25 protein-coding genes and 1 pseudogene are annotated in these 26589 nt (G+C 64.3%); 20 read left to right on the top strand and 6 right to left on the bottom strand.

What is annotated here, in order from left to right:
- Positions 1–28: 28 nt before the first annotated feature.
- From PMO31116_RS01620 to PMO31116_RS01575, 10 genes and pseudogenes are all read left to right on the top strand, one after another.
- A complete protein-coding gene (locus PMO31116_RS01620) occupies positions 29–895 on the top strand; it encodes an IclR family transcriptional regulator (RefSeq protein WP_150565160.1) in 867 nt (288 codons plus the stop codon).
- Between the two features lie 51 nt (positions 896–946).
- A pseudogene (locus tag PMO31116_RS23970) lies at positions 947–1250 on the top strand (LysR substrate-binding domain-containing protein); the annotation flags it as partial.
- Positions 1251–1348: 98 nt separating this feature from the next.
- Positions 1349–2086 carry an alpha/beta hydrolase gene (locus tag PMO31116_RS01610; protein ID WP_150565159.1) on the top strand — a complete coding sequence of 246 codons (738 nt, stop codon included), beginning with the start codon at positions 1349–1351 and terminating at the stop codon, positions 2084–2086.
- A 62-nt stretch (positions 2087–2148) separates the two neighbouring features.
- Positions 2149–3774, top strand: a complete 1626-nt coding sequence (locus PMO31116_RS01605; RefSeq protein WP_150565158.1) for an AAA family ATPase — start codon at positions 2149–2151, stop codon at positions 3772–3774.
- 224 nt (positions 3775–3998) lie between these two features.
- Positions 3999–5120 (top strand): PAS domain-containing sensor histidine kinase, encoded by a 1122-nt coding sequence (locus PMO31116_RS01600; protein ID WP_150565157.1) that lies wholly within the window; start codon positions 3999–4001, stop codon positions 5118–5120.
- Positions 5111–5755, top strand: a complete 645-nt coding sequence (locus PMO31116_RS01595; RefSeq protein ID WP_150565156.1) for a response regulator — start codon at positions 5111–5113, stop codon at positions 5753–5755. Before PMO31116_RS01600 ends, PMO31116_RS01595 begins: the two co-directional genes overlap by 10 nt.
- A gap of 258 nt (positions 5756–6013) precedes the next feature.
- Positions 6014–7285, top strand: coding sequence for an amidohydrolase family protein (locus PMO31116_RS01590; RefSeq protein WP_150565155.1), 1272 nt, complete (start codon positions 6014–6016; stop codon positions 7283–7285).
- Between the two features lie 28 nt (positions 7286–7313).
- The gene (locus PMO31116_RS01585) at positions 7314–7850 is read left to right on the top strand and encodes a DUF1097 domain-containing protein (RefSeq protein WP_150565154.1); all 537 of its coding nucleotides are present in this window, start codon (positions 7314–7316) and stop codon (positions 7848–7850) included.
- 237 nt (positions 7851–8087) lie between these two features.
- A complete protein-coding gene (ggt, locus tag PMO31116_RS01580) occupies positions 8088–9647 on the top strand; it encodes a gamma-glutamyltransferase (RefSeq protein ID WP_425494756.1) in 1560 nt (519 codons plus the stop codon).
- A 125-nt stretch (positions 9648–9772) separates the two neighbouring features.
- Positions 9773–10663 carry a LysR substrate-binding domain-containing protein gene (locus PMO31116_RS01575; RefSeq protein ID WP_150565153.1) on the top strand — a complete coding sequence of 297 codons (891 nt, stop codon included), beginning with the start codon at positions 9773–9775 and terminating at the stop codon, positions 10661–10663.
- Positions 10664–10714: 51 nt separating this feature from the next.
- Here the strand turns inward: PMO31116_RS01575 and PMO31116_RS01570 are convergent, their stop codons facing one another.
- The 5 genes from PMO31116_RS01570 to PMO31116_RS01550 all read right to left on the bottom strand — a co-directional run bounded on the left by PMO31116_RS01570 (position 10715) and on the right by PMO31116_RS01550 (position 15246).
- A complete protein-coding gene (locus tag PMO31116_RS01570; RefSeq protein ID WP_150565152.1) occupies positions 10715–11554 on the bottom strand; it encodes a bifunctional allantoicase/(S)-ureidoglycine aminohydrolase in 840 nt (279 codons plus the stop codon).
- A gap of 161 nt (positions 11555–11715) precedes the next feature.
- On the bottom strand, positions 11716–12942 hold the full coding sequence (locus tag PMO31116_RS01565) for an amidohydrolase family protein (protein ID WP_150565151.1): 1227 nt from the start codon (positions 12940–12942) through the stop codon (positions 11716–11718).
- 233 nt (positions 12943–13175) lie between these two features.
- Positions 13176–13688 (bottom strand): AidA/PixA family protein, encoded by a 513-nt coding sequence (locus PMO31116_RS01560; RefSeq protein WP_150565150.1) that lies wholly within the window; start codon positions 13686–13688, stop codon positions 13176–13178.
- Positions 13689–13767: 79 nt separating this feature from the next.
- The gene (locus PMO31116_RS01555) at positions 13768–14271 is read right to left on the bottom strand and encodes an inclusion body family protein (RefSeq protein ID WP_023595879.1); all 504 of its coding nucleotides are present in this window, start codon (positions 14269–14271) and stop codon (positions 13768–13770) included.
- Positions 14272–14592: 321 nt separating this feature from the next.
- On the bottom strand, positions 14593–15246 hold the full coding sequence (locus tag PMO31116_RS01550) for a GntR family transcriptional regulator (protein ID WP_150565149.1): 654 nt from the start codon (positions 15244–15246) through the stop codon (positions 14593–14595).
- A 253-nt stretch (positions 15247–15499) separates the two neighbouring features.
- Between PMO31116_RS01550 and PMO31116_RS01545 the strand changes: the two genes are divergently transcribed.
- From PMO31116_RS01545 to PMO31116_RS01535, 3 genes are all read left to right on the top strand, one after another.
- The gene (locus PMO31116_RS01545; RefSeq protein WP_150565148.1) at positions 15500–15967 is read left to right on the top strand and encodes a VOC family protein; all 468 of its coding nucleotides are present in this window, start codon (positions 15500–15502) and stop codon (positions 15965–15967) included.
- A gap of 261 nt (positions 15968–16228) precedes the next feature.
- Positions 16229–17278, top strand: coding sequence for a porin (locus tag PMO31116_RS01540; protein WP_150565147.1), 1050 nt, complete (start codon positions 16229–16231; stop codon positions 17276–17278).
- Between the two features lie 81 nt (positions 17279–17359).
- Positions 17360–19156 carry an LVIVD repeat-containing protein gene (locus PMO31116_RS01535; protein ID WP_150565146.1) on the top strand — a complete coding sequence of 599 codons (1797 nt, stop codon included), beginning with the start codon at positions 17360–17362 and terminating at the stop codon, positions 19154–19156.
- Positions 19157–19277: 121 nt separating this feature from the next.
- On the opposite strand, the gene PMO31116_RS01530 is transcribed toward PMO31116_RS01535, so the two are convergent.
- On the bottom strand, positions 19278–20246 hold the full coding sequence (locus PMO31116_RS01530) for a 2-hydroxyacid dehydrogenase (protein ID WP_174970718.1): 969 nt from the start codon (positions 20244–20246) through the stop codon (positions 19278–19280).
- A 159-nt stretch (positions 20247–20405) separates the two neighbouring features.
- On the opposite strand from PMO31116_RS01530, the gene PMO31116_RS01525 reads away from it, so the two are divergent.
- The 7 genes from PMO31116_RS01525 (at position 20406) to PMO31116_RS01495 (ending at position 26583) form a co-directional block, all read left to right on the top strand.
- Positions 20406–21356, top strand: coding sequence for a fumarylacetoacetate hydrolase family protein (locus tag PMO31116_RS01525; RefSeq protein WP_150565145.1), 951 nt, complete (start codon positions 20406–20408; stop codon positions 21354–21356).
- Between the two features lie 37 nt (positions 21357–21393).
- Positions 21394–22419 (top strand): ABC transporter substrate-binding protein, encoded by a 1026-nt coding sequence (locus PMO31116_RS01520; protein WP_150565144.1) that lies wholly within the window; start codon positions 21394–21396, stop codon positions 22417–22419.
- 32 nt (positions 22420–22451) lie between these two features.
- Positions 22452–23009: a VOC family protein gene (locus tag PMO31116_RS01515; protein ID WP_150565143.1), complete on the top strand. Its 558-nt coding sequence runs from the start codon at positions 22452–22454 to the stop codon at positions 23007–23009.
- A gap of 28 nt (positions 23010–23037) precedes the next feature.
- Positions 23038–23781, top strand: a complete 744-nt coding sequence (locus tag PMO31116_RS01510; RefSeq protein WP_150565142.1) for an ABC transporter permease — start codon at positions 23038–23040, stop codon at positions 23779–23781.
- Positions 23778–24662 (top strand): ABC transporter ATP-binding protein, encoded by an 885-nt coding sequence (locus tag PMO31116_RS01505; protein ID WP_246185096.1) that lies wholly within the window; start codon positions 23778–23780, stop codon positions 24660–24662. The genes PMO31116_RS01510 and PMO31116_RS01505 overlap by 4 nt, the downstream gene beginning before the upstream one ends.
- A gap of 32 nt (positions 24663–24694) precedes the next feature.
- Positions 24695–25582, top strand: coding sequence for an alpha/beta hydrolase (locus tag PMO31116_RS01500; RefSeq protein ID WP_246185095.1), 888 nt, complete (start codon positions 24695–24697; stop codon positions 25580–25582).
- A 95-nt stretch (positions 25583–25677) separates the two neighbouring features.
- On the top strand, positions 25678–26583 hold the full coding sequence (locus PMO31116_RS01495; RefSeq protein ID WP_150565140.1) for a dihydrodipicolinate synthase family protein: 906 nt from the start codon (positions 25678–25680) through the stop codon (positions 26581–26583).
- Positions 26584–26589 lie beyond the last annotated feature (6 nt).

Genomic DNA, 26589 nt, shown 5'->3' with positions numbered 1-26589 from the left:
GTGCGGCGACAGTGACAAAGGACACGCAGTGAAGCCATCGAAGGACACCCCGAACGACGCGATACCCAGCGCGCAGGCTGCCGCCACGACGCTGCCGAATTCGTCCAGCCATGGCGAGGTGGGCGGCGATGAACTCAATACGTCGTCGACTTCCGTGATTTCGCTGCGCATTCTGGAGTTGCTGGCCGAGCGCAATGCCGAATGCGGGGTGACGCATCTGGCCGAAGCGCTTGGTGTGCCCAAGGCGCGCGTGCATCGTCATCTGACGGCGCTGCGTCAGGAAGGGTACGTGGTGCAGAACCCGCGCACCAGCCGCTACCGCATCGGCTGGCGCCTGTTCCTGCTGGGCCAGAAGCTCGTCAAGCAGTTCGATGTGGTGGGGCTGGCGCGCCCGGTCATGGAGGAGTTGCGCGATGCCGTGGGGCAGACCATCGTCATCAGCTCGTTCACCGAGAAGGATGTGGTCGTGCTCGACGTCATGCGTGGGCGCAGTCCGTTGGAGATCCTGCTGCACCCGGGCACGCAGTTCAAGTTGCACAGCGTGGCACAGGGCAAGATCGCCCTGGCATTCGGTCCGCCCGATCGACGTGACGCCGTCCTGTCAGGCCCCCTCGAAGCCTGCACGCCGCATACGATCACCGATCCGATGCGGCTCTCGCACGAACTCGCGCTGGTGCGCGAACGCGGCTGGGCCGACGCACCGGAGGAAGTGTTCCTCGGTGTGAACGCGTTGGCCGCGCCCATCGTGCAGGACGATGGGTCGCTCTTCGGCACCCTCGCCATCGTCGGCTCGATTCATTACTTGCCGGCGCATCCCAATCCGCAAACGGTGGCCGCGCTGACCGACGCCGCGCGGCGCATCTCGCGCCTGCTGGGGGGCGCTCGCGGCAATTGACCCTCGCGTCTGCCGTCGCCGCGTCGGCATAAGGGCGCGCATCAGACGGCAGCCATTCGCATGGCGCCGCCGCAGAGTAGGCGCTGGTCGCACGCCGCGTGGGAAGCATCGACATCGGTTTGCATGCCCGCGACGACTATCTCGCGCGTTACGGCCAGCCTGCGTCGCTGCCGATCTGGCGCACCACGCGGTCATCGGTTTCGATCGGATGACGCCGTTTGTGCGGGAGGCCACTCGGCGCTTTCCCAACGGGACGCGAGCGCGTTTCGCGTTTCGTGCCGACAGTGATCTGGCGCAACTCGCGATGCTTCGCGCCGGGGACGGGATCGGCGCTTGCCAGGTGCCGCTCGCGCGGCTCGCATGTCACGCGTGTCGATTCTGCACCGCAATGGGGAAGATTCGTGATATACAATATATCAAAAATATCGACAATCACGAGACAATCACCGCGCCATGTTCGACGCTTCCTTGTTTGGCCGCATGTCCGCAGACGTCCTGGTGCCGGCTTCCCGCGCGGCGGAGGCGGGGCAGGCGGAGTCCGGCACGCCTTCGAGTTCCCCGTCGGCCCTTGCCGCATTACCTCCCGGGCGGCACCCGCTCGGCCTCAGTGAGACGCGCGACGCCGTACTGTATGTGCCGCCGGATCTGCCGACGGACCAACCGGTCGCACTTTTCGTCATGTTTCATGGTGCGGGCGGGTTCCCCGAGAAGGTGTTGCCGCACATCGAACCGCATGCCCGGCAACACAAGTTTCTCGTGCTTGCTCCGCATTCGACCTTTCCGACGTGGGACATCGTGATCGGCGGCAACGGCCCCGATCTCGAGCGTCTCGAGCAGGCGCTGCGCATCGTGGCGCAGCGGTATCGCATCGATGCTGGCCGAGTGGCGTTCGCGGGCTTCTCCGACGGCGCGAGCTACGCGCTGTCGATCGGCGTGACGAATGGCGATATCGCGAGTCATGTCATTGCCTTCTCGGGCGGCTTCATGTCCATTTTCATGCAGGAAGGACAGCCGCGCATCTTCGTCGCGCACGGCCTGATCGACGAACAATTGCCGATTGCGACCAGCGGTCGCGCAAACGCGCAAAAGCTCAAGGCGGCAGGCTACGACGTGGAGTACGTCGAATTCGATGGGTTGCACATCATCGAACCGGGCGTCGTGGCACGCGCCATCGATTTCTTCCTCGCCTGACACGCGCGCTGCCACAACGCGCAGCACGCACGGGCAACACCGCCTTACGGGGAGTGCCGTTCATGGATTTCGAAATTCCCGAGTCACTGATTCATCCCTTGCTGCAACTGATCGGCGCCGATTCCGCGCTGGGCAAACAACTGACCGCCTATGGTGTGTGCCGGGGCAACATGATGGTGTCGAGCGAGTGGTTCGACGCCAAGTCGCTCAACACGCTCTACCTGCTGTGCAAGACGCAGAACGAACGCGCGTTGATGTTCCAGATGCTTGCGCTCGATAATGCCTACAACGCGCCGCAGGCACGCGTCATCCCCAGCCTGGACAAGCTGGTGCCAGGCCTCGTCGCCTACCTCGCGCGTGACGTCATCGACGGCTGGCTGTACCAGCGCCATCGCGACGGCGCGTTGTTGCCATGGCTCGTGCGGCGCCTGCGCTACGTGGAGCCGGAGCAGGGCGCGCCGTATGTCGTCATCGACATGCTGGCGAACACGATGCAGTCGGCCAACTCGAACCTGACGGAGCAGCGCTTGCGCCGTTCCGGCATGACGACCTCGCTCGTTTTCACGCGCGACGACATCGCCAATCGCACGATTCCCGAATTGCTGGCCGAGTTCGGTTTCTACAAGGAGTGTGCCGAGTTCAAGCACGAGTACGAGCAGCACGCGCAACGCTTCCTGAAAGTGCAGCGCGCGTTCGGCGCGCAATTCGTCATTCGTCGCGCGGCGTTCTCCGTCGATCCGAAGGGGGTGACGGAACTGATTCGCGTGGTGGACGGTACGGCGGCCAGGTGCGTGAACGACGAAGAGCGGCTCGAGCGCAACTTTGAGATGGCGTGCGATGCGGACTTCTGGCGCAACGCCGAAATCGACCGGGCATTCGAGACGATACCGCTGCATTGCTATGTGCACGTGTTTCATCTCGACTGGCATCGCAATCTCTGGGTACACGTGCAGAACATGACCGAGTACGAGTACCAGCCGGGGCTGCGCGACAAGCTCGTGCTGCCGTCGCACCATCATGACCTGATCGACATCCTCACGTCGAACATGAACGTGATGATGCCGGACTTCGTGCCCGGGAAATCGGGCGGCGCCACGATTCTGTGTCAGGGAGCGCCCGGATTGGGCAAGACCCTGACGGCCGAGATCTACTCGGAGGTCGTGGGCAAGCCGCTGTATCGCGTGCACTCGGGGCAGTTGGGAACCACCGCCGCGTCGGTAGGAGCCACGCTCATGACCATCCTGCGCCGCGCCATGCGCTGGAACGCGATCCTGCTGCTCGACGAGGCCGACGTGTACATCCGGCGCCGCGACAACGATTTGGAGCACAACGCCATCGTGGCCGAATTCCTGCGCTCGCTGGAGTACTTCCACGGCTTGCTCTTCATGACGACGAACCGCAGCGGCGATGTCGACGACGCCATTCTGTCGCGCTGCATCGCGACGATCCACTACGATACGCCTTGCCCCGAACACGCGCGCCGGCTTTGGCGCATGCAGGCCGAGCAGGTGGGGGCGTATCTCGACGACAGCCTGATCGAGACGTTGGCGAGTCGTTATCCGAAGGCCAGCGGGCGCGACATCAAGGAGCTCATGAAGCTCGCCAGCCGCTACTGCAAGGTCAAGAACATTCCCTACACGGAAGAGGTGTTCCGGCTGTGCGGCCTGTTTCGCGGCTACGACGCGTGACATGTCCCGGCGGCGAGCACTGCGCGCTCATCAGGGAAAATCATGACACCTCGCAGCATGGTCATATGCGGGAAAACTAGAGGCGCGCGAGGGCGCAGGTCTGGCTATATTGGAGCCGGACCGGCGCCGGCCTGACAGCGTGCCGTGGGTGCAAGCGCGCCCGGGCGCGTGCGCTCATGAGGTTGCTGCGCCGCGCCATTTCATCGGCACGGCAAGGAGATGCAGTGGAGACGCATGGTGAACTGCACCGGGCAATTCTGAACAATATCCCGGACCAGGCCTGGCTCAAGGACACCGAATCGCGGTACATCCTTGTCAACGACGCCTTCATGGCCGCCTGCGGCCGCACGGAAGCCGAGATCATCGGTCGCACACCGGACAAGGTCTGGACTTCCGAATGGGGGCGCGTATATCTGGCGACCGACAGGGCGGTGGTGGCCAGTGGCGTGCGACGCCGCTACGAGGAAAGCCGGCCCGGGCCGGACGGTGCTCCGCACTGGTTCGATACGGTCAAGATGCCCGTGCGTGACGCGCACGGTCGCATCGTCGGCACTGTCGGCATTTCGCGCGACATCACCGATCGCAAGCGCTCGGAAATGGCGCTGCTCGATTCCCGCGCACAGCTGCGCCAACTCTCCGCCTACCTGCAGACGGTGCGCGAGGCGGAGCGCACACGGTTGTCTCGCGAACTGCATGACGAACTCGGTCAATGGCTCGGCGGCCTGCGCCTCGGGCTAAGCTACCTCGAGACCGAGCCCGACGCGTCGGCGCATGATCGGGCGGCGCACATCCAGATGCTCAAGGGCCTGGTCGACGAGACGATCGATGCGGTGCACCGCATCGCCGCCGACCTGCGACCGGCCGTACTTGACGAACTCGGTCTGCACGCCGCGCTCGAATGGCTCACCGAGACGTTCTCGCAGCGTCACGGCCTGCCCTGCGAGCTGGTCATGCCCGAGACGGTGACGGCGTGCCTGGACAGCGAGTGCAGCACGGCCATTTTCCGGATCGTGCAGGAGTCGCTCACCAACGCGAGTCGTCACGGACAAGCGTCGCATGTGCGCGTGGTGTTCGATCTGCGCGACGGCCACTGCCATGTGAGCATTGCCGACGACGGCCGCGGCATGGATACCTCGCAGGCGAGCCATGGTCAGCGCCTCGGCCTGATGGGCATGCGCGAGCGCGCAATGATGCTCGGCGGTGCGTTCGACATCGAAAGCGCGCCCGGACAGGGCACGTGCGTGAGCGTCCGTATCCCGGCCCGCCCGGCCGCCGGAGTGACGAATCGTCCCGACGCGTCGAATGCCGCGACAATCACCAACGGAGTGGGGTGGTCATGCGAGTGATGATTGCCGATGACCACGCGATCATTCGCGATGGCCTGAAGAAGATCATTTCCACGGCGCCCGACATGCGCGTGGCGTCCGAGGCCGTTGATGGCAATGACGTCCTGAATCGACTGCGCCTGAGCGCCGTCGACGTGTTGCTGCTCGACATGTCGATGCCCGGCAAGAGCGGCATCGCACTGATCGCCCAGATCAAGGCCAGCTATCCGGCACTGCCGATTCTCGTGCTGAGCATGTATCGGGAATCGCAGTACGCGGTGCAGGCGATTCGTGCCGGCGCGGCCGGCTACCTCACCAAGAACGCCGAGTCGGAGCAGTTGATGAGCGCCATCCGGCGTGTGGCGCGCGGGGGCACCGTCGTCTCGCCGCTGGTCGCCGAAAAGCTCGTCCGACAACTGCAGCAGCCTGCCGAAGCGCTGCCGCACACACGGCTCACCGCACGCGAATTCCAGATTTTCCAGATGCTGGTCGAAGGCAATGGCATCAACGACATCGCCCGATGCCTGTCCCTCTCCGCCAAGACAGTCAGCACCCACAAGGCGAACATCCTGACCAAGCTGGACATCCCATCGACCGCGGGACTGGTGCACTACGCCATCGAGCACGGCCTGATCGTCGCCGGCACCGACGCCTGATGCCGCGGCGCGCACGACGCGCCCGGCCATCCTCCTTCCCGCACTTTCGCATGCTGCAGCGCGTCTAGGGAAATTCCTAGACGAAAACCAGCAAATCCCGATGCCCCTTCCGCGGGCGCGCTTCTAATCTTGCTTCAAGCCCCGATGCGAAACAGGCGCGATCAGCGCCGGCTGCGCGGCCGGGGCACGCTTGCATTGCCACCCGGCCGGCGTTCGCCAGCATATCCGTTCAATTCTGTGAAGTAAGGAGACCGCACCATGCATGTGGACCTGCTGATCAACAACGTGTGCGTGCGCGACGACGCGCCGCTCGTGGACATCGCGATCGAGGGCGGACGCATCGCCGCGATGGAGCCGGGCATCGACGCCAGCGCCGACGAGCAGATCGACGCACAGGGCCGTGCCGCCATTCCCGGGCTCATCGAGGCACATCTGCATCTCGACAAGGCCTTGCTGCACCGCCGCCTGCCCGCGCGTTTCGGCACGCTCGACGAAGCGATTCGCGTGACCGGCATTCTCAAGAGCAAGCAGGAGCGCGAAGACGTTCTCGATCGCTCGCGCCAGGTGCTCGACATGGCGATCAGGAACGGTACCACCGCCGTGCGCGCTCACCCGGACGTCGACCTGATCCAGGGGCTGATCGGCGTGGAAACACTGCTCGCGCTCAAGGACGAGTACGACAGCCTGCTCGATTTGCAGATCGTGGCGTTTCCGCAAGAAGGCATTCTCAAGTCGAAAGGCACCTACGAGCTGATGATCGATGCCTTGCGCATGGGGGCGGACGTGGTCGGCGGATGCCCTTACAACGAATTGAACTGGGACGACACCCGTCGCCACATCGACATCGTGTTCGAGCTCGCGCAGCGCTTCGACGCACCGATCGACATGCATGCGGATTTCGCCGACGACACCAGCGATCAACGCTTCGCGGCGATTTCCTACATTGCCCGGAGAACCATCGACACCGGTTATCAGGGGCGCGTTTCGCTCGGGCACGTGACGAGCCTCGGCGCACTCGACAACGATGCGCTCGCGCCGGTGATCGAACAGATCCGGCTGGCCGGCATCAGCATCGTGACGCTGCCGGCGACCGATCTGTATCTGGGCGGACGCAAGGACAGGCAGAACCCGCGGCGCGGCCTGACGCCGGTCAAGGCGTTACACAGCGCCGGTGTAAACGTGGCGTACTCGTCGAACAATGTGCGCAACGCGTTCACGCCCTTCGGCAAGGCCGACATGCTGCAGATCGGCAACCTGCTCGCGCACGTGGCCCAGTTCGGAGTGCCGGAGCATCAGCAGGCGATTCTCGACATGGGCACGTACAACGCGGCGCGTGCCATCGGGCTGTCGCAAGACTACGGCATTGCGGTGGGCAAGCAAGCCGATCTCATCATTCTCGATACGTTCAGGGTGGCCGATGCGCTGCTCGATATCCCGCCACGCCTGTGGGTGATCAAACGCGGCCGCATCACGGTCGTGACGCGGCACAGCTGCGAGATTCACCGGCATTCATGTTGTTGTGCGCAGTGAAGTTCCTACATAACTCAAGGAGACAATCATGAAGAAGCTGCCTGCGGAAGTCGTCGCCTCATTGCTTGCAGTCACCACCATCCCCATCGCGATGTTGCCCTTGCACCTGCCGCCATGGGCGATCTTCATCAGTTGGGCTGCCACCTTTGCAATGGGAGGGCCGACGCCGGTCAACCTCAAGCGCATCTGGGCGACGCTGCCCGTCGGCGCATGCTTCGCGTTTCTCATCGTGCTGGGGTTCAGGCAGGCGGCCACGCAGTTCAGCGGCAACGCCCTGGTGCTCGCCGAGATGGCGATCCTGTTTGTCGGCAACGGATCGATGATGGCGCTCGCGCGCATTTTCCCTCAGCTCAACTTCATTCCCGGCATGTTCTTCGGGTTCGCCACGTACTTCGCCACACTGTTCGGCGGCTTCGGCCCGGTGGCGCAAGACCCATATGCCGCGCTCGGCGCAGCCGTGGCGATGAACGCGCTGGGCCCGGTGTATGCCTGGATCAAGGAGCGGTACTCGGCACCGGAAGTTACGCATCCACGCCTCTGGAAGGGCTGGAAGGCGGAAGTCTGATTGAGGGGAGACGGCATGACGTTCACACAAATTGTCACGGCTCTGACGGGCGCCACCGGCGACGCCGCCAGTCCGATGCGGCGCAACTTTCTGATGGGCACGGCGGCGCTGGCCGGTAGCGCGGTACTGCCGGTTGCCGCTGCCGAGGCGGCCGAAGCGGTGGGCACCGCCCCGGCGACCCTGCGCGCCGAAGTCGACGTGCCGGCCGGTCCGCGTCTGGCGCAGTCCACGCGCGGCATGGTCACCAGCCCGCACGAACTGGCAAGCGAAGCCGGGCTCGAGGTGCTGCGCGCGGGCGGCAACGCCATCGAGGCGGCGATCGCCATCGGCGCGGTGCTGAGCGTTACCTACCCGCACTTCACCGGCCTGGGGGGCGATGCGTTCATGGTGATCAGCGATAGCGACGGCAATGTGCGTACGCTCTCGGGTATTGGGCAGGCGCCGGCGGCGTTGCCGGTGGGGTTGTCGTCAGGCACCCCGATTCCGGTGCGGGGGCCGGGCGCCACCCTCACAACGGCGGCCACCGTCGCGGTTTGGGACAAGGCATTCGCGCTCAGTCGCGATCAATGGGGGGGACGGCAGGCATGGTCGTCGCTGTTCGCGCGCGCCACGGAGTATGCCGCGAACGGCTTTCCCGTCACACCTTCGCAGCACTTCTGGCAGACGTTTCGTGCCAACGACATCGCCGGATGGGAAGGCTTTTCCTCCGTCTTCATGCCGAACGGGCGGGTGCCTCAGGCGGGCGAGCGATTCCATCAACCGGCGCTCGCGCGCAGTCTGGACAGCATTGCCACGCATGGCGGACGGGAATTCTACGAAGGCGACCTCGCCGGGCGCATCGCCGCGGGGCTCAAGAAAGTCGGTTCGCCATTGCGAGCGAGCGATCTGGCGAACGCCGTGGCGCGCGAGGAAGTGCCGTTGCGCGTTGCCTATCGCGATGGCGAACTGCTCGGGCTGCGGCCGCCCACTCAGGGGGTGACCACCCTCGAAATCATGGGCATTCTCGACCGGTTCGATCTGAAGTCGATGCCGGAGGGCAGTGCCGACTATTATCACGTGCTGGTCGAGGCGGTGAAGCTTGCCTTCATCGATCGAAACCGCTACGTGGCCGATCCGGACTTCGGCGACGTGCCGGTCGACCGGCTGCTCTCGAGTCCGACGCTTGACGCGCATGCCCGCAGCATCCACATGAATCGCGCCATGCCGTGGCCGCACGTGTACCGCACCGGCGACACGGTGTACATCGGTGCAGCCGACGGCCAGGGCAATTGCGTGAGCATGCTGCAAACGGTGTACTTCGACTGGGGAAGCGGTGTGGTGCTTGGCGACACCGGCGTGCTGTGGCACAACCGGGGTGCCGCGTTCAGTGTCGATCCGAAGAGCCCCAACGCCCTGCAACCCGGCAAGCGGCCATTTCACACGCTCAATCCGGGCATGTACCTGAAGCAAGGCCGCCCGCAACTGTTGTATGGCACGCAAGGGGCCGATGGGCAACCGCAGACGCTCGCCGCCGTGCTGACGCGCCTGATCGATTACGGGATGGACCCGCTCACCGCACTGCGTCGCCCGCGGTTCCTGCTCGGCAGAACGTTCTCCGACAGCCGCGACAGCCTCAAGCTCGAACAGGACGCGGGCGACGAGGTCTTCGCCGCGCTGGCGGCGCGGGGCCACGAGATCAGCCCATTACCACCCCAAAGTCAGTTGGCGGGGCATCCCGGGGCGATTCGTCTCGGTCCGCACGGACAGATGACGGGGGCGCACGACCCGCGCAGCGACGGGCGGGCCCTGGGCCTTTGACGCGTGGCGTACCCCTGCACGGCTTCGCCGTGTCGTGTGCCTGGCCACGCAGCAATCGCCAGTTGTCGGACGAGCGCCGTGCGTGATACAAGAGATGCCATCCATTGCAATGGTAAATAGATCACATGGCTGGCAGTGCAAAATCGAATCGCCCGATTTTCGATCTGGATCTGTTGCGCTCGATCATGATGGTGGTCGACTGCGGCAGTTTCACCACGGCGGCGGCGCGCCTGCATTCGACACAGTCCACCGTGAGTCAGAAGGTGCGACGCCTCGAGGACATGGTCGGGCACAAGCTGCTCGAACGCGGCAACCGCGAGGTGCATGTCACCGATGCGGGGGAAATGTTGCTCGGCTTTGCCAGGCAGATGCTCGCGCTCAACGACCAGATGTTCGAAGCGCTCTCTGGCGCGGTCGTGGCCGTGACGGTGCGTCTGGGCGTGCCGGAGGACTTCGCGACGGGTGCGACCACGCAGGTGCTCGCTCGCTTCAATCGTCAATATCCGCAAGTCAAGCTCGAGGTCACGAGCGGTCTGAGCCGGGACTTGTTGGGCAGCTACGATCGCGGTGAACTCGATCTGGTGCTGGTCAAGCAGCGCCGCAACAGTCGGGAAGCGGTGGCCAGCCGGCCGGAGAAGCTCGCATGGATCGACAGTGCGAAGCATCCGTCGTTCGCTCTCGATCCGGTGCCGCTCGTCACGTTTCCGACACGCGGTCTCTACCGCGATGACATGATCCATGCGCTCGAGTCGATGGGGCGCAACTGGCGCATCAGTTTCACGAGTTCGAGCCTGAGCGGTATCCAGGGAGCGGTGGCCGACGGAATGGGGATCAGCCTCGTGCCTCCGCGGGCGGTTTTGCCTGGGCACGTGGTGCTGGGCCGCGCGCAAGGGTTGCCGGTGATCGATGCGTTCGAGCTTGCGATTTTCCACCGCCCGAGCGCCGACCCCATGGTGGGTGCGCTGGCGAAGGTGCTGGCGGGAATGCTGGACACGAGAGCGCGCGCGCCGAAGTGAGCGACGCGCGCGTGTCGGGCGATGCGGGCCCGGCTGTGCCGGTTTGCCCGATTACTTCGATTGGGCGCCCAGCGTCAGGTTCATGTGACGGTTGACGTCCTTGTACAGCAGGTAGCGGAACGGGCCCGGGCCGCCCGCATAGCAGGCCTGCGGGCAGAAGGCGCGCAACCACATGAAGTCACCGGCTTCGACTTCCACCCAGTCCTGGTTCAGGCGGTAGACGGCCTTGCCTTCGAGCACATACAGTCCGTGCTCCATCACGTGCGTCTCCGCAAACGGAATCACGCCACCCGGTTGGAACGTCACGATATTGACGTGCATGTCGTGGCGCATGTCCTGAATGTCGACGAAGCGCGTGGTGACCCAGCGACCGTCCGTGCCCGGCATCGGGATCGGCTCGACGTCCTGCTCGTGCTTCACGAACGGCTCGGGATATGGCAGACCGTCCACAGCCTGATAGTGCTTGCGAATCCAGTGGAAACGAGCGGTGCCCTGGCTGAGGTTGCGCAGTTGCCACTCGGTGGCCGGCGGAACGAACGCATAGCCGCCCGGGGCAAGCGTGTTTGCCTTGCCCTGGATGGTGACGGTGATCTCGCCCTCGACGACGAACAACACGCCTTCGGCCTTGTCGTCCTGCTCGGGCTTGTCGCTGCCGCCACCGGGGCCGACTTCCATGATGTACTGCGCGAACGTTTCGGCAAAGCCGGAAAGCGGCCGTGCCAATACCCACAACCGGGTGTTGTCCCAGAACGGGAGATGACTGGTGACGATATCGCGCATCACCCCCTTCGGAATGACGGCATAGGCTTCGGTGAACATGGCGCGGTCGGTGAGCAGTTCCGTCTGGCCGGGATGCCCGCCGTGAGGCGCGTAATACGTAGTCTTCGACATGGTTGATGGCTCCTGATGCATTCTGTTTTTCTCCCCAACGCTCGTCGCGGGGCCCGTAGGCGACGATCCGCACCATGGGGGCGCGCGGATCGCTTCACCTTGGCGCGACGAACGAGAATGGCGTCGCGGCCTCGCGCAGGCCGCGACATCGCGCATGACAGTCAGGTCGGGGTGGACCCTGCTGTGTCCCGCAACAGGGCCGGATCGAGCGCGAGTGGCGTCGGACCGCCCCAGTAACGTCCGTGACGAATCACCGCGCGCGCGGCCGGTGCGGCGGCCACGGCCGCAGCGGCGTTCGGTGCGTCGAACATGAGGAAACTTGCCTCATTGCCGGCGCGCAGACCGTAATCCGTTTTGCCGATGACCACGGCGGCCGATTCGGTCGCCATGTCCAGTGCCACGTGCAGGGCGTCGTCGGTGTAGAAGCCGGAGCGGTAGCCGATGAGCATGGCGCGCTGGAGCATGTCGCCGTTGCCGTACGGCCACCAACTGTCCTGAATGTTGTCGTTGCCCGTGAAGACGCGCACGCCCGCTTCGCGAAGGCGCAGGATCGGCGGGAATGCACGATCGCCGGGGGCGTTGGTCATGATCGACACGCCGGCGTCGGCAAGCGCCCGGGCTACGGTGTCGAGCGCTCCCGCACCGATGTCGCCCAGTGCGTAGGCATGGCTCACCGAGACGCGCCCGTGCAATCCGGCGGCCCGCGTGCGAGCGGCGATGCGATGTAATTGCGCCAGGCCGATGTCGCCGGGTTCGTGCAGGTGGATATCGATCTTCGTGCCGTGCCGCTCGGCGATGCCGAAGATCACGTCCAGCTGACCGTGCGCATCACCGTCGAGCGTGGTCGGATCGATGCCGCCCACGACCTGGACGCCCTCGCGCACGGCGGCTTCGAGCACCGCTGCGGTGCCGGGGCAACGGATCACGCCGGCCTGGGGGAACGCCACGAGTTCGATGTCGAGCAACTCGCGCCATTTGTCGCGCATGGCCATGACCGCTTGCAAATGCGTGAGGCCCGTGCTGGCATCCACGTCCACGTGACAGCGCATGGCAAGCGTGCCGAACGATACACACTGACGCATGAGCGCGTCGGCGCGATCTTCCATGGGGGCGGCGTCGGCAATTTCCTGCTTCTCGGCGGCCAGCCGCTCGCGCAGTGTCGAAACGGGGCGGTGCGGTCGCCAGCGATCGCCCACGAAGCTTTTGTCCAGGTGGATGTGGCCGTCGACGAAGCCGGGCAGCACCAGCTTGCCTTGAAGATCGATGACCTGAGCGTGGGCGGTGTCGGGCGTTTGCGGACCAACGTAGGTAAAGCGACCGTCGCGCGTAGCGAGGGACAGGGGGCTGCCGTCGGCACCGACGGCACCAGCGAAAACGCGGTAAGTCATGGAACGGCCTCTGTTGCATGCCCCTGGCCTCGCTGGCGTTGTGTGACGTGGCGCCAGTGCCGCGAGGTCTCGTGGGAGGTGAAACGCTGAAACGGCGGGGAAAGACTCACAAGATAGCGAAGCGATCCCGCATCGACAAATTAAATATCAAAATACAACGTATTCGATTTTCAAATGCTGCGCAATCGCAATCGCAATCGCAATCGCGGGCGTGATGGCGCATCCTCGATCGCCTACTGCACCTCGATTCGTAGGGACCGCTGCAGTTGCCTGAGTACGTTGGCGTCCCGGTCGGTGATGGTGAGTTCCACGCTCAATTCGGTCGATCCTGCACGTTCGACCTCCGCCTGCCAATAGACGTCGGGCGCGGCCCGTAGGGCGGGGTGTTCGGGGTCACCCATCGATGGCGCATGGCGAGGCGAGTCGGCGTGCATGTGCAGATGCCACTCGCCGAACACCGTCGTGTCGGTCGGCGACAGGTCGAGCAGTACCGCGTGTTCCCCCTGCATGGCCAGCGGTGTCCAGCGCAGGCGCACGCGATTGCCGGGCGTCGCGTCGATACGCCAGGGTGCCATCCGCGCCGCGTCGGGTTCGACTTGCCCCGGGGCAAGCGTGAACCATTCGCCAGGCTCGGCGTGGCGCTGGGCAGGTGCCGCGTGCGCGTGACGCGCAAGCAGCGTCACGGTGTCGATGACTAGCAGTACGTCGGTTACGGTGCGGGCATCGGGCGTCTGTGCGTCGGACATGGAGGCTCCTCGCCGTTACGCTCGGGCGCCGCGACGCGGCGGGCAGCCTCGCCCGCCGAGCATCGCGATTTGGCCCGGCTCAGTGGTTGCGGATGGTGATGAACGGGTCCCATTGATAGCAGCCGCACAGATTGCCACTGCGGTCGAGCACCATGAACTGGAAGTGATACGTCACGCGGCCGGTCTTCAGGGTTTCGCACGACCAGAAGTAGTTCGAGCACTTCTGCTTCTTCGGCTTGGTCGGGTCGGGCGGATTCGGCACGGGGATGGTGACTTCCGCCTCTCGAGGCGAGGGCGGCGAGATCAGGTCGTTGCCCTGATTGCCGATGAACTTGTAAAAGATGCACGACTGCTCGAAGCCGAGCGACAAGGAACATTCGCGCCAGCGGATGACGTCGCCGACCGTCGCCGCGACGTCGAGCTCGCCGCCTGCCTGGCCGCTCACCACATTGCCTTGCGTCACGATCATGAAAACATGCTTGAAGTCGATGATCGGAGGATTGGCCATGCTGCAATTCTTGCCGTACCGGTCGACGATCGTCTTGGTGTCGATGCTGACCAGCACATCGGTGATTTCTGACATGTGTGTCTCCACGAGAGCCTGGGTGGAACGCCGTCGGTGACGGCCCGCGAGCGCTGCGCGTGGGCGCGGCGCGCGAAATGCACTGAAGCATTTCACCGATGGAGGCTAGTTGGCGTCGCGGTGAGGTTCAACCACGCGAAGCTGGCGCGGTATGAGTGACATCGGCGCTACGTGGCGCGCCAGTGCTGGCGAGACAGGCTCGGTGCGCAATGCACCAATCGTGGAATTGGAACGTGATGACCCAAACAGCCCATGCGCGGCAGGCGGCATGGGCTGTCGGCCTTTCGACGCCGTGTGCCCAGCGGGCGGGCGCCCATGGCGTCACGTCGGCTTGCGACTGTGTTGCAGACGCTCAAGCACGTGAATGCTCAGACGTGCGGTGTGGCTACGCATGGCGTTGTATGCGCCTTCGGCATCGGACGCGAGTACAGCTTCGACCACTCGCTCGTGCTCGTCGAAGGATACGGTGAAGCGCTCCTCGACGTCGGACTGTGCCGCGCGAAACGGCGCCAGGCGTTCCCGGTGGCTGTCGATCAGCGCCATGAGCGTCTTGTTCTGCGTGCCGGCGCTGAGCAACTGATGGAATTCCCGGTTGAGCGCGAGATAACCCGCTTCGTCCCCCGCGTCCATGCACTGCTTGCTCTGGAGGTGAATCATCTCGAGCTGCTTCTTTTGCATCGCGCTCATGCGCTGGGCACTGAGGCGGCAGCACAGCGCGTCGAGTTCGCACATGGCTTCGAGCATGTCGGACAGGTCGTCGACGCTGATGCTGGCCACGACGCCACCCTTGTGCGGTGTGAGTTCGATCAGGCCTCGCGCGTTCAACTCCCGCAGCGCTTCGCGAATCGGGGTGCGTGACGCTTTGAAGCGCTCGGCCAGGGCGACTTCCTCGAGCTTCTGTCCCGGCGGCAGGCGCCCGTCGATGATCTCTCCCGTCAAAACGCGGCAGATTCGTGCGGCAATGGTTTCGGCCATGCGTGTCTATCTCGCTCCGTGGATGTGTTTTTCTGATCGGATTGTATACATCGGGATTATACGGGTGTTTTTTTCGACGCTCATTCTCCAGCGCGAGACAGCGCGGACGTGCCATGGAAACCGATCATCATGCGTCATCTCATTGCATTCAAAAATACGTTTTTGAATGCAAATGACTGAGATAGTATACATAAAGCCTCTGCCGGGCGTTCCGGCACGAGCTGACATCTCACTTTGAAGGAGACATCTCACCATGGCCCAACTACGTCACATCGCGCTTTCCGTGCCGGATCCCTGGAAGGCGGCGGAGTTCTACATGCAGGCGTTCGATTTCAAGAAAGTCGGCGAGACGGATTCGTCGCTCGCGCGCGGCGTATATCTGTCCGACGGCGTCATCAACCTGGCGCTGCTCAATTACAAGAACGACGAGGCCGCTGGCGATCGCGGACGCGAGTACGTGGGGCTGCACCACATCGGCATCTGGGTCGACGACGTCGACACCGCACGCGCGAGGATCGAGGCTGCCGGCGGCCGCTACTACATGGGCGAGGTGCCCGTGAAGAGCAATATCTTCTACGAAGTGAAGTTCTTCGATCCGAACGGCGTCATTTTCGACGTGACTGCCCTCGGCTGGGGTGGCGCATCGCGAGATGGCTCGGGCAGGGACGAGTCGCCGAAGCTGCGCCACGAGGGCCTCCACGCCGATCGCAACGGACTATGACACCACGGCGGGGCCGGTCCCCGCCATCGTCCTGATCATGCTCGAGCGGTGACCTTGTCGTCGGCCAGGAAAGGCCATCAGGGGTAACCCGCTATAACAAAATCGCCCGTTTGTATAAGCAAATAGCGGTAGAAATCCAATTTCTTTGCTATGTATAATAATTTTAAAGATTGTATACATACAACGGACGGACGGCAGACATCCCCGGCAAGTCGATGAAGGGGGGCGCCGCGACAACAACGAGAAATTTCAGGAGACGGCATGAAGAAGCGAGTGTTGTGTGCATTGCTGCTGGGCGCAATGCAGGGCGGTGCGTACGCGCAATCGACCGGGGGCGTCACGCTTTCGGGATTTGTAGACCTGAATCTGGAGCAGCTGTGGGGTTCGGGGGCGAATGGCGGCAAGGTCACACGTGTTTCGAGCGGCGGCCTAAACAACTCCCGCTTCAACCTGAGCGGTTACGAGGAGCTCGGCGGCGGCAACCGTGCGTTCTTCACCTACGAACCGATGTTCTCCGCTAACACTGGCACCCAGTCGGTGCAGGCGCGCCAGTCGTTCGTGGGGATCAAGGGACCGTGGGGCGAATTCTCGCTGGGCCGCCAGTTCACCCCGTCTTACTGGATCGCGGGCTATGCCGATCCCAGTTGGGCGGCCGACTTCAGTATGGTCAACAACATGGAGTTCTTCTACGCGTCGTATCGCGTCGATAACGCCATTCAGTACAACACGCCGCGCTGGCATGGCCTGATGGGACGCTTCATGGCAACCACCGGCGTGGGCGACGGCACGCGCTCGGGCCGCTTCTACTCGGCAGGGCTCGAATATCGCAACGGCGGCATCTTTCTCGGCGCCGTGAGCGAGCTGCAATACACACGCGACATCTTTTCATCGAGCCAGATCCGCTCATCGCGCGACAACTACTTCGCCGCGACGTACCGGTTCGGTAGCGTCGAGCCAACGTTGATCTATCACACCTACAACGGCTACTACGCCTACCCACCGTACGTTGCGTTCAACGTGCGCGGCTGGGATATCCAGGCCGGCGTGCGCTACGCGTTGACGGATCGACATCGCTTCTACGCGAGCTTCGTCCATCGTCAGGACGACGACAACAAGGCCCTCTCGAACGCCAATGGCTTCGTGGTGGGTTACATGTACGGCCTGTCCAAGCGCACGACGCTCTACGCCACGTATGCCCGCGTGCAGCACAGCAACGATACGACGGTGCATTACCCGGTGACCTTCCAGGTCGGACCGACCGGCACGCAGAACCCGTCCGGGGTGCAGTTCGGCATCCGGCACGCGTTCTGACGGAGCTTCGCACGCATGCCATCACGTTGTCGGTGCGCGCCTTGCGCCGACGGGACGATTTTTGAAACGAAGGAGGAAGACATGTTTCGCAAGCAGACACTCGGCGTGTCGTTGACCGCTACCGCAGTGCTCGCGGCGCTCACGATGACGCTCGCCGCGCACGCCTCTGCGCCCGACAGCGCACCGGCCCCGGCCGCCGCCACTCCGGCGCAACCCTCGGGCACACCCGGCACGCCGAACGTCAAGGACCCTTACCTGGCCGGCTGGTTGCGCCTCACGCCGGATCGCGAACCCAAGCCGCTCAAGGCGGGGGTCGACTACGGCATGGATCCGGCCACGGGCAAGTTCATCTGGCCAAAGGCCACGCCCGAGGTTCACACCGGGCAACGTTTCCCGGGTGAGCTCGCGAACTGGGACAACAAAAGCTACACGAAGAACGTCAAGGTGCTGGCCTTCTATCCGGGGGTGGGCTCGCCGTTCCATGCATGGAACAACATCGCCGACTTCAATGGCAAGCGCTATTTGTACATTCACGATCGCGACTATCTGCGCATCATGGATGTGACCGACCCGGCAAACGGCAAGGTCGTGTTCTCCAAGGGCGGCGTGTGGGGCCCGAAGGGATCGAGCGAGAAGTTCGATCCGAACAATGTGCACGACTATCTGGGCGGCGCCACCATCGTGTGGAACAAGAAGCTCGGCAAGCCGATTCTCGTCGCGTCGTTCGAGATCGGGCGTTACGGCCTCATGCGTGACAAGTCGAAAGAGCCGGAAAAGGTTGCCGCGCAGCGCAACTACAACTCGCTCAAGGGTTTCCGGGTGTTCGAGATGAACGGGCCGCTGCCGTCGGACTGGAAGCTCATCGCCACGCGCACGACCGATTACCGGCACCCGAACGCGCCCATCGGCCAGCAACAGGGCTCGGGCTCGCTCGATTCGCCGGAGTTCTACGGCGGCAAGTACATGATCCTCTCGGCCGCGCCGGACGATAGCTACGCGCTCACCGAATATCCGAACTACCTTTACTCGCCGGGCTATCAGGTCTGGGACATGTCGGACCCGGCCAACCCGAAGTTCGTTTCGCAGATTTCGGTGCCGGGCCAGATCCTTGGCAACGCCGAGCACGAGCAGGCCTATTTGCAGAATCCGCGCGCAGGCAATCGCACGTCCTGGATGGGCTCGCGCATGCCGATCTTCCTGCCCAAGCCGCTGGAGCAGGGCGGCAAGGTGGGCTTCGGCGCGATGGGCGGATTGGGGCTGTGGTCGTTCGACCTGTCCGATCCGGCCCACCCGAAGGTGCTGGGTAACGTGAATACGGCGCCGAGTTTCGCGGGCACCGAGTACGACAACGCGGATGTGAGCCAGTACGAGCGCACCGGTTACGTGCTCACCAGCGGCTATCCGATGAACCGCGACTGCTATGAGCCGTACAAGGACATCTTCGTGGTCGACGCACGTAATCCGGCCCACATGAAGGTCGCGGCGAAGCTACCCGAGCCGGAAGTGCCCGAAGGCGCGCCGTTCACGAGTTTCTGCCAGCGCGGTGGCAATTTCGGTCCAAAGCGGTCTAACTCGATCGGTCAACCGGGAACGTGGCGCCAGGGCATCGTGCCATATTCGTTCTACAACGCGGGCGTGCAGATCTTCGACGTGAAGGACCCTGCCAAGCCGAGCATTGCGGGATATTTCGTACCGGGTCTGGCGGATGAGTCGGAACTGCCCGTCTACACGCTCGGCAAGGGGGTGTTCGCGATGTACACCGAGTACGACCGCAACATCATGTGGGCCTTCACCGAGAACGGCGCCTACGCACTGTCGAGCCCGCTGCTTGGCGAGCCGGTGATGAAAGCGCCGGCCAAGCCCTGGCCGGCGCGTTGAGCTTCGCGATTGCGCGGCACGACTTGTCGTGCCGTCGCCGCAGACGACTTCACAGGGCCTCCAAAGCGTGAAGTGTTGAAGCGGGCAACCTCCGATGGTCTCCCGGTTGCCCGCTTCCTTTTTACGCGCCGGCGTGGCGGCGCTCGATCGTGTTTGCCGCCGCAGGCAGTGGCGTGCCCGCGAGGTGCGCATGCAGGTTCGCGAGCAGCTGGTCGATCTGCGCCTGCAGCGCGGCGGGAGAGCGACCGGAGATGTGCGGTGTGAGCACCACGTTCTCCAGCATGCGCAATGCGGACGGCACGTCGGGCTCGGTCTCGAAGACGTCGAGAGCTGCACCGGCGATCACGCCGTCGCACAGCGCTTCGATCAGGGCTGCGGTATCGACGACGCTGCCGCGCGCCACGTTCACGAGAAAGCCGTCGCGACCGAGCCTTGCGAGCACGTCGGCATCGACAAGGTGATGCGTGGCAGGTCCACCGGGGCAGGCAAGCACCAGGAAGTCGCTGGCATCGGCGAGTGCGCCAACGCTCTCGAAGTGATCCCAGCGGCACTCGGTGCGCGGCGTGCGAGTGTGATAGCCGATGGACATGCCGAAGGCCTGCGCGCGCACGGCGATCGCGTGTCCGATGTTGCCAAGGCCCACGACGCCCAGCCGTGCGCCGTTGAGGGTGGGACGCGGGGCGCGGTGCCGGCCCCAGCCTCCGGCTTTCACGGCGCGATCGAGGGTGATGAGTCCGCGCGCGCTTGCAAGCATCAAGGCCAGCGCGTGATCCGCAACCGTCTCGCCATTGGTGTTGGGGGCATGAGCGACGGCGATGCCGCGCGCGGTGGCCGCGGCCAGGTCGACGTTCTCGAAGCCCGCGCCGAAGGCGCACACGAGTTCGAGCCGAGGCAGCGCATCCATTTGCGCGGCGCTCAGTCCGGTCGTGCCGTTGGTCAGTAGCAAGCGCACGTTCGGCGCGAACACGATGTCTTCGATCCGCGTTCGATGCACATCGACGTCGTGAAGACGAAAGCCTGCGGCCAGCAATTGTTCGCGCGCGGTGGCCTCAAGCGCAATGAAGTTCAGAAGCAGCGGTGCATCGGTCATGGCGGTGTCAATCGTCCCGATCGTTAGGATGAAAAAATTAAATACAAAATAGTTGCTATGTATACATATGCTATGTATTGTATCTGCATATGGCAATCAAAAAGACAGCCGATGGGGGAAAACGCGATCGGCTCCCACTAGGAAGACAAGGAGGAAGGTGTGACCTGGTTTGGCATCGCAACTTATGAATCACTGGCGCCGGGGGCGGGTGCCGCCCGCCGCACGGCGCTGGTGCAGCACGGGCGTTTGTACGATCTGGCGGCGGTGCTGCACGAATCGCATGCGGATGACGTGCTCGCTGTGGCGCAGGACCTGACGTCGGTGATTTCGGACTGGTACGTGCATGGCCAAGCACTGGACGCGGCGGTGCGCCGTGCGCTGGACGCCGGCGTGCCTGCGAAGATCGGCGCGCTCGCCACTGGCGACTATCGCCTGTGCGTGCCGTACCAGCCCGGGCGCATTTTCGCGACCGCGTCGAACTACTACGAGCACGCGGCCGAGATGGGCACCAAGCTCGCGCCGCGCAGCGAGAGCTCGCCGTACATGTTCATGAAAGCCGAGACGAGTGTGACGGCCACGGACACGGAAGTCGTGCTGCCGCCGCACGCCGAGCGAGTCGACTGGGAAGTGGAGCTCGCTGTGGTGATCGGCCGTCCCGGCCGCCACATCCCGGTGGAACAGGCGCACGAGTGGATTGCCGGTTACACGGTCATCAACGACGTGAGCGCACGAGATCTGAACCGCCGTACCGACTATCCGTTCACGCACGACTGGTTTCGCGGCAAGAGTTTCGATACCTTCGCTCCTCTGGGGCCCTGGTTTGTGCCGCGCGACGTCATTCGCGATCCCCAGAATCTGCGCATGACGCTGTCGGTCAACGGCGAAACGATGCAGAACGACACGACGGCGGGAATGATCTTCGATATCGCGGAGCAGATCGCCTACCTGTCCGGCATTCTCACGCTCAAACCCGGCGATCTGATCGCCACGGGCACGCCGACCGGCGTGGGCATGGGTCGCGGCGTGTATCTCAAGGCGGGTGACGTGATGGTCGCGGGGATCGAGGGCATTGGTGTCATCGAGAACCGCGTCGTGGCACAGCACAAATAACAACGGCCGTTCTCGCGGCGGTCTGGAGGAGGCAGCAATGCAGCAGTGGCAGTGGGCAAGGCGCTGGTGGACGGCGCTCGCATGCGTCGGTGCGTTCGGCGTAGCCGGTTCGGGAGCGCTGTGGGCGACGCCGGTCGCCGCGCAGGACAAGGTGAAGTTCAACCTTTCGTGGTTGCCGCAAGGCAGTACCGGCGGCGTGCTCGTCGCGATCAACAAGGGCTACTACCGCGACGTGGGCCTGGAGGTGTCGGCTGTCGTCGGGCATGGGGGGCAGCGCACCGTCAACGAGATCGATCAGGGGCTGTTCGAGTTCGGCTATGGCGATCCGATCAGCGTGATGCTCAACCGCGCGCAGGGTGGCAAGACGAAGATGGTCGGCTCGATCAACGCGGTGTGGCCCGGTGCGATCTGCTACCTCGTCAAGCCGGGCAGGACGCTTGCGAAGCCTGCCGATCTCAAGGGCTTGTCGATGGGCGGCGGCGGCGCGTCGCCACTGCAGAACATCGTGCCGGCCTGGCTCGAGGCCAACGGCCTGCCGCCCACGTCCATCAAGCTGCTGCGACTCGATCCGTCGACGATCAATCCCTCATTCCTGCAGGGCCGGGTGGATCTGACCGAGTGCTGGGAGGGCGCGAACCTGCCGGTGCTCAAGTCGCTCGCGGCCCGACAGGGTCGGGAGATCGGTTCGCTGCGCTATCGCGACTTCGGGCTCGACATGGTTGGCAACGGCATTGTGACGACCGAGAAGATGATCGAGCAGAAGCCCGATGTCGTGCGCCGCTTCGTGCAGGCGACCTATCGCGGCTATGCCTGGATGCGCGAGCACCCGGACGCGTCGGCCGCCGTGATCGCCTCGCAGTACCCGATGCTCGACAAACAGGTGATGACCGAGCAGATCCGGCAGATGGCCGCGCTGCAGAGCGATCGCGAGACACAGGGTCACAAGCCGGGGTGGTTGCCGGTGCCGCGCATGGAATCGACGGCGAAGTTCGTGCGCGAGGCGTTCCATCTGTCCCCGACGCTCAAGGCGACCGACCTTTATACCAATCAGTTCGTCGAATGAGCTCGCGCGTCGAAGCCATGCAAGGAGTGGAGATGACAAGCCCCAAACCCAAACTCAATCCCCGGCGTCTCGGCCATCTGGTGCTGGTCGTGCGCGATATCCGGAAATCGACGCAGTTCTACACCGAGGTGCTCGGACTGACCGTCTCCGACTGGATCGGCGACCAGATGGTGTTCCTGCGCGCCGCGAGCGATCACCATGACCTCGCGCTCTCGCAGATTCCCAAGGACTCGCCGGATATCGACGATCTGCCGCGCTACAGCCGCCCGGGCATGGAGCACTTCTCCTATCTCGTCGACAGCGTCGAGGAGATGGAGCAGGCCGTGGAAGTGCTGCGCGCGCACGACGTGGAGATCGTGCGCGGCATCGGACGGCACGGTCCGGGTGCGAATTACTTCCTCGTGTTCAAGGATCCGGACGGCAACAATGTGGAGCTGTACTGCGAGATGACCCAGATCGACGCCGAGCATCCGTACGAGCCCCGTGTGTGGGAGCGCAACATCGAGAGCTTCGACCGGTTCCGCTTCGAGCGCTTCGTCGTGCCGCCACCGCCTGGCATGGTCAAGGAGAAGTCGGGCGGCAAGGCCTAGCCGCCCGAACTTCCGGAGGAGACATCGAATGAAACGCATCGCACAGACGATCGTATTTTGGGGCGTGCTGCTCGCCCTGTGGGAGTTGGCCGTGACGTACTTCAAGGTGCAGTCGTACCTCATGCCCCCGCCGTCGGCCATCTTTCGTGCGGCCTGGGAAGTCCACCCGCAGATGCTCGCCGACACCTGGGTGACGACGGTGGAAGTGCTGACGGGCTTTATCGCGGCCGTGGCCGGCGGACTCGTGATCGGCGTGGTCATCAGCTACAGCGCGCTCGCACGGCGCACGTTGTATCCCCTGGTTACGGCGTTGCAAAGCATGCCGAAAATCGCGCTCGCACCGCTCATGATCGTGTGGTTCGGTTATGGCTTTGCGTCGAAGCTGGCGTCGACCTTCCTGTTCGCTTTCTTTCCGGTCGTGGTCGCCACGATGGGGGGGCTCGCGTCGGTCGCGCGCAACCTCGACGAGCACTTCCGCGCGTTGGGCGCGAGCCCGTGGGACACGTTCTGGCGGCTGTATCTGCCGGCAGCGCTGCCCGCGTTCGCCGACGGTCTGAAGATCGCCATGCCGCTCGCGGTCATCGGGGCGATCGTCGGCGAGTTCATCGGCTCGGAAGAGGGCCTGGGGCACCTGATCGTGTTTGCGTCGGCGGCGGCGCGCACCGACGTCATGTTCGCGGCGATTCTGATGGTGACGCTGCTGGCCGTGGTGCTTTATTGGACGATCGAGCGTCTGGCAAGGTTTGTCTGGTGGCGGGGGATCAATGTATGAGCAATGCGACGGGTACGGTTGCGCAATTGCATGCCGCGCGCGCGGCGGATCCGGCGGAGCATGACGCACCGCAGGAGCGGAGCGCCGGTGCGGCGTCGGCTGCGCACGGCGCAAATACCGTGATCGAAGTCCGCCACGTCGAGAAGACCTATGCGGCGAAGCAGCGCAAGGGCGCGCCGGTGCGGATCCTCGACGACATATCGATCTCGATCGCCGATCGTGAGTTCGTGTCGATCCTCGGCGCGAGCGGTTGCGGCAAGAGCACGTTGTTGCGCATCGTGGCCGGACTGGTGCCGCACGATGGCGGCGAGGTCCGCGTGGCGGGCCGGCGCGTATCGCGTCCGGTGCCCGACATCGGCGTGGTATTCCAGACCAGCAACATGCTGCCCTGGCTGACGGTACGGCAGAACCTGATGCTTGGCACGCGCTTGCGCAAGATCCCGAGGGAGACGAGCGAGCCGCGGGTACAGGCGTTGCTGGAGATGCTGGGGCTCTCGCAGTTCGCCGAGCATCATCCGCATGAACTGTCGGGCGGCATGCGTCAGCGCGCGTCGATCGGACAGATCCTGGCGCTGGAACCGAAGGTGCTGCTCATGGACGAGCCGTTCGGCGCGCTCGATGCACTCACGCGAGACAACCTGAACGTCGAGCTGCTGCGCATCTGGCAGGAACATCGGCAGACGGTGCTGCTCGTCACGCACAGTATCGAGGAAGCGGTCTTCCTGTCGGACCGGGTGATCGTCATGTCGGCCCGTCCCGGCAAGGTGCAGCAGGAGGTCGTGATCGATCTTCCGCGTCCGCGCTCGCCGCAGACGATCAAGCAGCATCCGCGCTACGCCGGTTACATCGCGCAGCTCTCGCAATTGATGGGGGTTTATTGATGGCGGCGCAGTGGCAACTGGCGAGGGCGCGAATGCGCGAAATCGGGCCCGTCTGGGCACAGGACATCGCGGCCGGGCGCCGTGCGGTGATCGACGCCTATACGCCGCTGCTCGCGCAGGCGCCGACGCGCGGATACGTCGTCGAGCGGGACCTGGCCTACGGTCCGCATGTCCGCCACCGGCTCGACATTTACCGCCCGGAGGTGTCGTCCGACTCGCCCGCGCCGGTCGTCGTGTTCGTCCACGGCGGCGGCTTCGTGCGCGGAGACATGAACGCCAACGCGCAGATCTACGGTAATGTGCCACGCTACTTTGCCCGTCATGGCTGCATCGCCGTCAACGTGGAGTATCGGCTCGCGCCGGACGCCGCGTTTCCCGGCGGCGCACAGGACGTGGCCGCCGCCGTTCGGTGGGTGCGCGAACATGTGAGCCCATATGCGGGGCAGGGCGGCGCCGACCTGTCACGCATGCTGTTGATCGGGCATTCGGCCGGTGGATCGCACGTGGCCAGCTATCTTTGCGACCCTCGCGTTAGGCCGGCGATGCCGGAAGTGGCGGGCGCGGTGCTCATCAGTGCACGCTTGCGCGCCGACGTGTTGCCTGACAATCCGAACGCGCCCGGTGTGATTGCGTATTACGGTGAGGATCCGCAGCGCCACGACGCGGACGCACCGTTGGCGCATGCCGATGCCATGCCGGTGCCGGCAATGGTTGTCATTGCGGAGTTCGAGAATCCGCATCTCGACACATACGCATTCGAGTTCTGCCACCGCCTGGCGCTGCGCGATGGACGCGCACCCCGCTTCGTGCAGGTACGCGATCACAACCACACGTCAGTCGTGGCGCACCTCGATACGGGCGACGACTCGCTCGGCCGAGAAATTCTGCAATTCCTGCACGAAATCGATCCGTCGCCCTGATGCGGGTCGCGGCTGTCTGACGCGCCGAGCTGCGTAGTTGTTGCGGCCGGGTCCGGGCGGCACCGTTCATCTCCCTCTCTCTTCCAGGAACTGTCATGGTCGATCACGAATTGACCGGGGCGTTTGCGCCCGTCGTCACCCCGTTTCACGCGGATTGGACGCCGGATGCCCCCCGTTTTGTCGCGCATTGCGAATGGCTGCTCTCGCACGGTGCGGGGCTCGCCCCATTTGGCACCAACAGCGAGGCGAACTCCCTCGACGGCCACGAGCGCATGACGCTGCTCGACCATCTCGTCGGGCATGGTCTCGACGCCGGTCGCATGTTGCCCGGTACCGGCTGCTGCTCGTTGCCCGAGACTGTCAGGCTCACGCGTCATGCCGTGGCGCATGGCTGTGCCGGCGTGCTCATGCTGCCTCCCTTCTTCTACAAGGGCGTGACGGACGATGGCCTGTACGCCTACTACGCTCGGGTGATCGATCAAGTGGCCGATTCGCGCCTGCGCGTGTACCTGTATCACATCCCGGCACTGTCGGGCGTGCCGATCACAATGCCCCTGATCGAACGGCTGATTCGCGATTTTCCTGAAACGGTCGTGGGCATCAAGGACAGCTCCGGCGACTGGAATTACCTGAGCGAAATGCTTGACGCGTTTCCCGGCTTCGGCATTTTCCCGGCATCGGAATCGCTCGTGTCGCGCGCCTCGGCCAAGGGCGCGAGGGGGTGCATTTCCGCCACGGTCAATATCAATCCTCAGGTGATTGCGCGACTGTGCCGCGAGTGGGCAGCGGATGGCGGTGCGGCGCTCCAGGCCAAGGCCGACGCGGTGCGCGGCATCGTGCAGTCGTTCCCCATGATCGCTGCGCTCAAGGCCGTGCTCGCGACGCAGCGCGACGATCCAACCTGGCAACGCGTGCGGGCGCCGCTCTCGATACTCACGCCCGAACAGCACGAACGGCTGCATGCGCAGTTGGCCGCGTGCGGCTTCACGTTGCCGGGCTGAGCGAAC

The organism is Pandoraea morbifera (assembly GCF_902459575.1).
GTDB classification, from domain to species: Bacteria; Pseudomonadota; Gammaproteobacteria; order Burkholderiales; family Burkholderiaceae; genus Pandoraea; species Pandoraea morbifera.
Note: the sequence above shows the minus strand (reverse complement) of the source record. Positions and strands in the feature narration are given on the sequence as shown.

Excerpts from the sequence above, each read along its gene's own strand:
- PMO31116_RS01515 (WP_150565143.1), top strand. The coding sequence starts at position 22,452 with ATGACAAGCCCCAAACCCAAACTCAATCCCCGGCGTCTCGGCCATCTG.
- PMO31116_RS01500 (WP_246185095.1), top strand. The coding sequence starts at position 24,695 with ATGCGCGAAATCGGGCCCGTCTGGGCACAGGACATCGCGGCCGGGCGC.
- PMO31116_RS01540 (WP_150565147.1), top strand. The coding sequence starts at position 16,229 with ATGAAGAAGCGAGTGTTGTGTGCATTGCTGCTGGGCGCAATGCAGGGC.
- PMO31116_RS01585 (WP_150565154.1), top strand. The coding sequence starts at position 7,314 with ATGAAGAAGCTGCCTGCGGAAGTCGTCGCCTCATTGCTTGCAGTCACC.
- PMO31116_RS01605 (WP_150565158.1), top strand. The coding sequence starts at position 2,149 with ATGGATTTCGAAATTCCCGAGTCACTGATTCATCCCTTGCTGCAACTG.
- ggt (WP_425494756.1), top strand. The coding sequence starts at position 8,088 with ATGGTCACCAGCCCGCACGAACTGGCAAGCGAAGCCGGGCTCGAGGTG.
- PMO31116_RS01545 (WP_150565148.1), top strand. The coding sequence starts at position 15,500 with ATGGCCCAACTACGTCACATCGCGCTTTCCGTGCCGGATCCCTGGAAG.
- PMO31116_RS01550 (WP_150565149.1), bottom strand. The coding sequence starts at position 15,246 with ATGGCCGAAACCATTGCCGCACGAATCTGCCGCGTTTTGACGGGAGAG.
- PMO31116_RS01510 (WP_150565142.1), top strand. The coding sequence starts at position 23,038 with ATGAAACGCATCGCACAGACGATCGTATTTTGGGGCGTGCTGCTCGCC.
- PMO31116_RS01560 (WP_150565150.1), bottom strand. The coding sequence starts at position 13,688 with ATGTCCGACGCACAGACGCCCGATGCCCGCACCGTAACCGACGTACTG.
- PMO31116_RS01520 (WP_150565144.1), top strand. The coding sequence starts at position 21,394 with ATGCAGCAGTGGCAGTGGGCAAGGCGCTGGTGGACGGCGCTCGCATGC.
- PMO31116_RS01595 (WP_150565156.1), top strand. The coding sequence starts at position 5,111 with ATGCGAGTGATGATTGCCGATGACCACGCGATCATTCGCGATGGCCTG.
- PMO31116_RS01565 (WP_150565151.1), bottom strand. The coding sequence starts at position 12,942 with ATGACTTACCGCGTTTTCGCTGGTGCCGTCGGTGCCGACGGCAGCCCC.
- PMO31116_RS01590 (WP_150565155.1), top strand. The coding sequence starts at position 6,014 with ATGCATGTGGACCTGCTGATCAACAACGTGTGCGTGCGCGACGACGCG.
- PMO31116_RS01495 (WP_150565140.1), top strand. The coding sequence starts at position 25,678 with ATGGTCGATCACGAATTGACCGGGGCGTTTGCGCCCGTCGTCACCCCG.
- PMO31116_RS01505 (WP_246185096.1), top strand. The coding sequence starts at position 23,778 with ATGAGCAATGCGACGGGTACGGTTGCGCAATTGCATGCCGCGCGCGCG.
- PMO31116_RS01530 (WP_174970718.1), bottom strand. The coding sequence starts at position 20,246 with ATGACCGATGCACCGCTGCTTCTGAACTTCATTGCGCTTGAGGCCACC.
- PMO31116_RS01535 (WP_150565146.1), top strand. The coding sequence starts at position 17,360 with ATGTTTCGCAAGCAGACACTCGGCGTGTCGTTGACCGCTACCGCAGTG.
- PMO31116_RS01555 (WP_023595879.1), bottom strand. The coding sequence starts at position 14,271 with ATGTCAGAAATCACCGATGTGCTGGTCAGCATCGACACCAAGACGATC.
- PMO31116_RS01610 (WP_150565159.1), top strand. The coding sequence starts at position 1,349 with ATGTTCGACGCTTCCTTGTTTGGCCGCATGTCCGCAGACGTCCTGGTG.
- PMO31116_RS01570 (WP_150565152.1), bottom strand. The coding sequence starts at position 11,554 with ATGTCGAAGACTACGTATTACGCGCCTCACGGCGGGCATCCCGGCCAG.
- PMO31116_RS01575 (WP_150565153.1), top strand. The coding sequence starts at position 9,773 with ATGGCTGGCAGTGCAAAATCGAATCGCCCGATTTTCGATCTGGATCTG.